Origin of the sequence: Catenibacterium sp., assembly GCF_052354645.1 — a bacterium.
GTDB lineage: Bacteria > Bacillota_I > Bacilli_A > Erysipelotrichales > Coprobacillaceae > Catenibacterium > Catenibacterium mitsuoka_A.
Window position 1 is genome coordinate 1 of record NZ_DAWDDM010000176.1, and the last position, 4,259, is coordinate 4,259.

At 30.8% G+C, this 4,259-nt stretch carries 7 protein-coding genes; all 7 read left to right on the top strand.

The window, feature by feature from the left end; translation table 11 throughout:
• Window positions 1–115: 115 nt before the first annotated feature.
• The 7 genes from ACT8VG_RS08010 to nth all read left to right on the top strand — a co-directional run bounded on the left by ACT8VG_RS08010 (window position 116) and on the right by nth (window position 4,085).
• Entirely contained in the window at window positions 116–622 is a 507-nt protein-coding gene (locus ACT8VG_RS08010) for a flavodoxin family protein (protein WP_117460242.1), read from the top strand.
• Window positions 615–1,160 (top strand): hypothetical protein, encoded by a 546-nt coding sequence (locus ACT8VG_RS08015; protein ID WP_195921639.1) that lies wholly within the window; start codon window positions 615–617, stop codon window positions 1,158–1,160. The genes ACT8VG_RS08010 and ACT8VG_RS08015 overlap by 8 nt, the downstream gene beginning before the upstream one ends.
• A 111-nt stretch (window positions 1,161–1,271) precedes the next feature.
• On the top strand, window positions 1,272–1,544 hold the full coding sequence (locus ACT8VG_RS08020) for an HU family DNA-binding protein (RefSeq protein WP_022424200.1): 273 nt from the start codon (window positions 1,272–1,274) through the stop codon (window positions 1,542–1,544).
• Window positions 1,545–1,609: 65 nt separating this feature from the next.
• A complete protein-coding gene (locus ACT8VG_RS08025; protein WP_319016974.1) occupies window positions 1,610–2,323 on the top strand; it encodes a zinc metallopeptidase in 714 nt (237 codons plus the stop codon).
• Window positions 2,324–2,381: 58 nt separating this feature from the next.
• Window positions 2,382–2,873: a hypothetical protein gene (locus ACT8VG_RS08030; RefSeq protein WP_187013018.1), complete on the top strand. Its 492-nt coding sequence runs from the start codon at window positions 2,382–2,384 to the stop codon at window positions 2,871–2,873.
• Between the two features lie 8 nt (window positions 2,874–2,881).
• Window positions 2,882–3,457 carry a DnaD domain-containing protein gene (locus ACT8VG_RS08035; protein ID WP_238928292.1) on the top strand — a complete coding sequence of 192 codons (576 nt, stop codon included), beginning with the start codon at window positions 2,882–2,884 and terminating at the stop codon, window positions 3,455–3,457.
• A complete protein-coding gene (gene nth, locus ACT8VG_RS08040) occupies window positions 3,450–4,085 on the top strand; it encodes an endonuclease III (RefSeq protein ID WP_217107266.1) in 636 nt (211 codons plus the stop codon). Before ACT8VG_RS08035 ends, nth begins: the two co-directional genes overlap by 8 nt.
• Window positions 4,086–4,259 lie beyond the last annotated feature (174 nt).

A 4,259-nucleotide genomic window follows, 5' to 3' on the forward strand; every position in this document is an offset into this window, starting at 1 on the left:
AAGACGCGACAATAGCAAGCTGCCAGGTCCTTTTTTTATGCCTTCCGACAGGAGGGCTTTTTTTATTGAATTCGTTTACTTCTTCTTGTATCATTATGGGAGGAGGGCATATCATATGAAAAATATAGTTATTACTGATAAAGACATTCCTTTAGAGTTATTTAAAGAAAGTGTTATTGTAAATCTGAATAATATTAAATATAGTGCTTGTACTGGTGATTATACATGCCTAAAAAAACGATCACCTTGTCGTTATCATGATGATATATCGGTCATTAATCAATGGATTGGAGAAGCTTCTTTGATTATATTAGTGACTCATATTTATTGTGGATGCTTTGATACACCTCTAAAATCCTTTATAGAACGCAATATTGCCTCATATGAGCCTTATTATACAACTGTGGATGGAACAACCTGTCATGCATCTTTAGCTCAGCAATCAAAGAAAATCCTTCTTATAGGTTATGGTGATATATCGGAACAGGAACAGAAGATGTTGATGAATTATTTACATGATTCTCTTTTAGGTTATTCTATTTCTTCTATTAATACTTATTTTTGTACTGAAGAAGAATTAGACAATTCTCTTAAGACATTTGGAGGTGTTGATCGTGGATAATACTTTAATCATCTTATCTGGTTTAATATATACAAATAAAGTTATGTATAACCAGGCATATAAGCTTGCTCACTATCTTAAAAACGATGTCACTATTAAAACATTACAAGTGATAGAAGATAAAGATTTAGTAGATAATGATACTCTTATTTTCATGTTTCCTATCTCTTCGCAAACTATCCCTTCATGTATGCTTGATTATATGAAAAATAATGAGTCTTTAATGAATCATAAAACTATTTATTGTGTCATGTATTGTGATGAATATGAAACAGATTATTGTGACTATGCCCAAGAGATTATGGAGTTATATAGTAAGAAAATAAATGCAGTTTATAAAGGTACATTAAAAATTGGTGCTTACTTCTTATTAGACCATATTCCTTATACATGGCGTGTATCTAATGAATTAAAAAATTTTGCATTAGATATAAGAAAAGCGAAAGAAAGTGTCTTAGATATCACATTTTTTTCTAAAAAACAGTTCTTAAAAGAAGGAAATAAGTTCTGGGAAAAAGCCTATAAATCAAAAAAATAGTAATTCATTTTATGTCCTTTATTACGTGCTTTTTTTGTATTTTATCTCTTGAAATAGAAGATAGATTTTGTTATACTACTCAAGGATAATTTATTAGGAGGCATTACAGAAGTGAATAAAAAAGAATTAATCAATATCGTTTCTGAAAAAAGAGATTTAACAAAAAAAGACGCTGAAATTCTTGTGAATACAGTTTTTGATACGATGGTAGAAAGTATGATTGATGGTGACAAAGTTCTTATTTCTGGCTTCGGTACATTTAAAATCAATCACTGCCATGAACGTAAGGGTGTTTCACCTAAGACTAAGGAACCTATTATCATTCCTGCAAGTCGTACAGTTTCTTTCAAACCAAGTAATAGATTAAAAGATGCAATGAACTAATGCATCTTTTTTGTTTATATACAGTTAATAATTTTTATGTATAATAGTATCAGGAGTTGATGAAAATGAGTTGTTATTTAATGACAAATCCAGGTTATATGCTTGGTACAATTTTAGTAGTTATTGCGATGGTTTTTTCTTTATACTGCCAGGCCAAGATTAAATCTACATACGCGAAATACCGTCAAAAACAAAATAGCCGTGGTATCACAGGGGCACAAGTGGCTAGAGAAATATTAGATTCTCATGGAATGACTCATGTACCAGTTTATGAAGTACATGGAGAATTATCAGATCACTTTGATCCTTCTAATAATAGTGTATCTCTTTCGAGTGACATATATCATGGTACAACCATTGCATCATGTGCTGTTGCAGCACATGAATGTGGTCATGCCATTCAATATCATGAAAACTACATGCCAATACGTGTAAGAAATGCGATTATTCCTTTATGTAATGTAGGAAATTATTTAGGTTGGATTGCGATTATGATTGGACTTGCATTAGGATCTACTAAACTTGCCTTTTTAGGTTTCTTCCTTATGTGTGGTATCTTAGCTTTCCAGATTATTACATTGCCAGTAGAAATTAATGCATCAAAAAGAGGACTTGCGATATTACAATCTCAATACTTGAATGAAAATGAATATGCAGGTGCATGGCAGATGCTTTATGCTGCTGCATTGACTTATGTTGCTGGAGTATGTGCAACTCTTGCAAGTATGTTAAGAATTCTCTTTATGATATTAAGCAGTTCTAATAGAGATTCAAATTGATGAATCTCTTTTTTTTTAATCTTAAATGCGCTATAATAGTGGCACTATGGAGGTCGTTATGAATTATAATAAGAAAGATAAAAACTGGATTTATCATTTAATCATTGCAGTATTAGTGGTTATTTTGATTGTAGTCTCTTTCTGCATGTTAAGTATACATGTTCCTTATTTTAATCATGAAAATGATATCGCATTAGAAAGAAATAAGATCATTAATAAACATAAACTTAACTATGATGATTACTTCAATGAATATAACAGCGCTAAGACCTACTATATCATTCGTATTAAAGACAAGAAGAAAAAGAAGGTCTATCAGGTTTACAATACTAAATATAAATTAGTAGATAGCTATAGTGGTTCTATCGCTAAACAGGAAGATGTCATCAATACAATCAATAATGAATATAAAGTAAATGTAAGTAGCTTATCTATAGGTTATGAAAATGGTGATCTTGTTTATTTTGGAAAATATCAGAATGATGAGCACCTTTACTATTTCTATTACTCTTTAGATGAAGGAAAGTTTGTGAAGTATTATCGTCTATGAGTACAGAAATGTTGAAAGATTATCAGTGTATAGACTTTAAGAAACTATTATTACTTAAAGGAAAGTCTATAGGGCTAAAAGATGAAGAAACACATATATTATTATTGATGATGACTTTAGGTGATTTAGGTGTAAGACCTATATATCCTCAAAAGATTGCGGAATTCTCGTCTCTATCTATTAAAGAAATTGATGATATTATGATTAGACTTGTTGACAAACATTATCTTGATCGTATTAACTTAAAAATTGATTTCAAACCTTTAGAAAAGCTATTACTAGGTATGAAGGTAGAAAAGAAAGAAGAAGTCAATCTTGTAGAAATATTTGAGGATGCTTTTGGACGTACAATGAGTACTATGGATATTGAATATATCAATCAGTTTAAAAGAACTGGATATGATGATGAAATGATTGTATCTGCTTTAAGAGAAGCAGTGAAATCTAATGCACTTTCTTTTAGATATATTGAAAGAGTATTAGAAAACTGGGCTCATTCTAAGAATTATATTAAGAAATATCAAGAAGAAGAGCCAGAAGTAAGTGAAGAAGTAAGAAATTATAACTGGTGGGAAAATGATTAAAACAAAACAAGATCGAATACTCAATACATTTGATGAAATGTTTCCAGATGCACGTTGTGTATTGAATCATTCTAACAATCTAGAATTACTTGTTGCAGTAATGTTATCAGCGCAAACAACAGATGAAGCAGTGAACAAACTGACTACTCATCTATTTAAAAAATATCAGACAGTAGAAGACTATGCGAATGCATCATTGTCCGAATTAGAGTCAGATCTCCATTCTATCGGCCTTTATAGAAATAAGGCTAAGAATATTAAGGCTATGGCTGAAGCTCTTCAGACACGCTTTAATGGCGTTGTACCAGCTTCTCATAAAGAATTAATTACTTTACCAGGAGTAGGAAGAAAAACAGCCAATGTTGTCATGGCAGAAGGATTTGGTTATCCCGCTATTGCGGTAGATACACATGTAGAACGTATTTCTAAAAGACTTGGATTTGCGAAAGCGGATGATACAGTATTGACTGTAGAAAAGAAGCTCATGAAGACTATTCCTAAAAATAGATGGATCAAAACACATCATCAAATGATCTTCTTTGGAAGATATCATTGTAAAGCCATGACACCTCATTGTAAGGAATGTCCACTAGTAGATATATGTAAAGAAAAGAATAAGAAACTATAAGAATCTAATGTGGACCCCGTGTCAAGGACATTAAATAAAAAAGTACTTAAAATCAATTAGAAATATAGATATCCTCTAGGTTGTAATAACCAGGAGGATATTTTTATGTGTAAACTATGTAAATATGTAATTATTAAAGATGGAGTTTTATGTGTATTGGAAACAGATAGAATG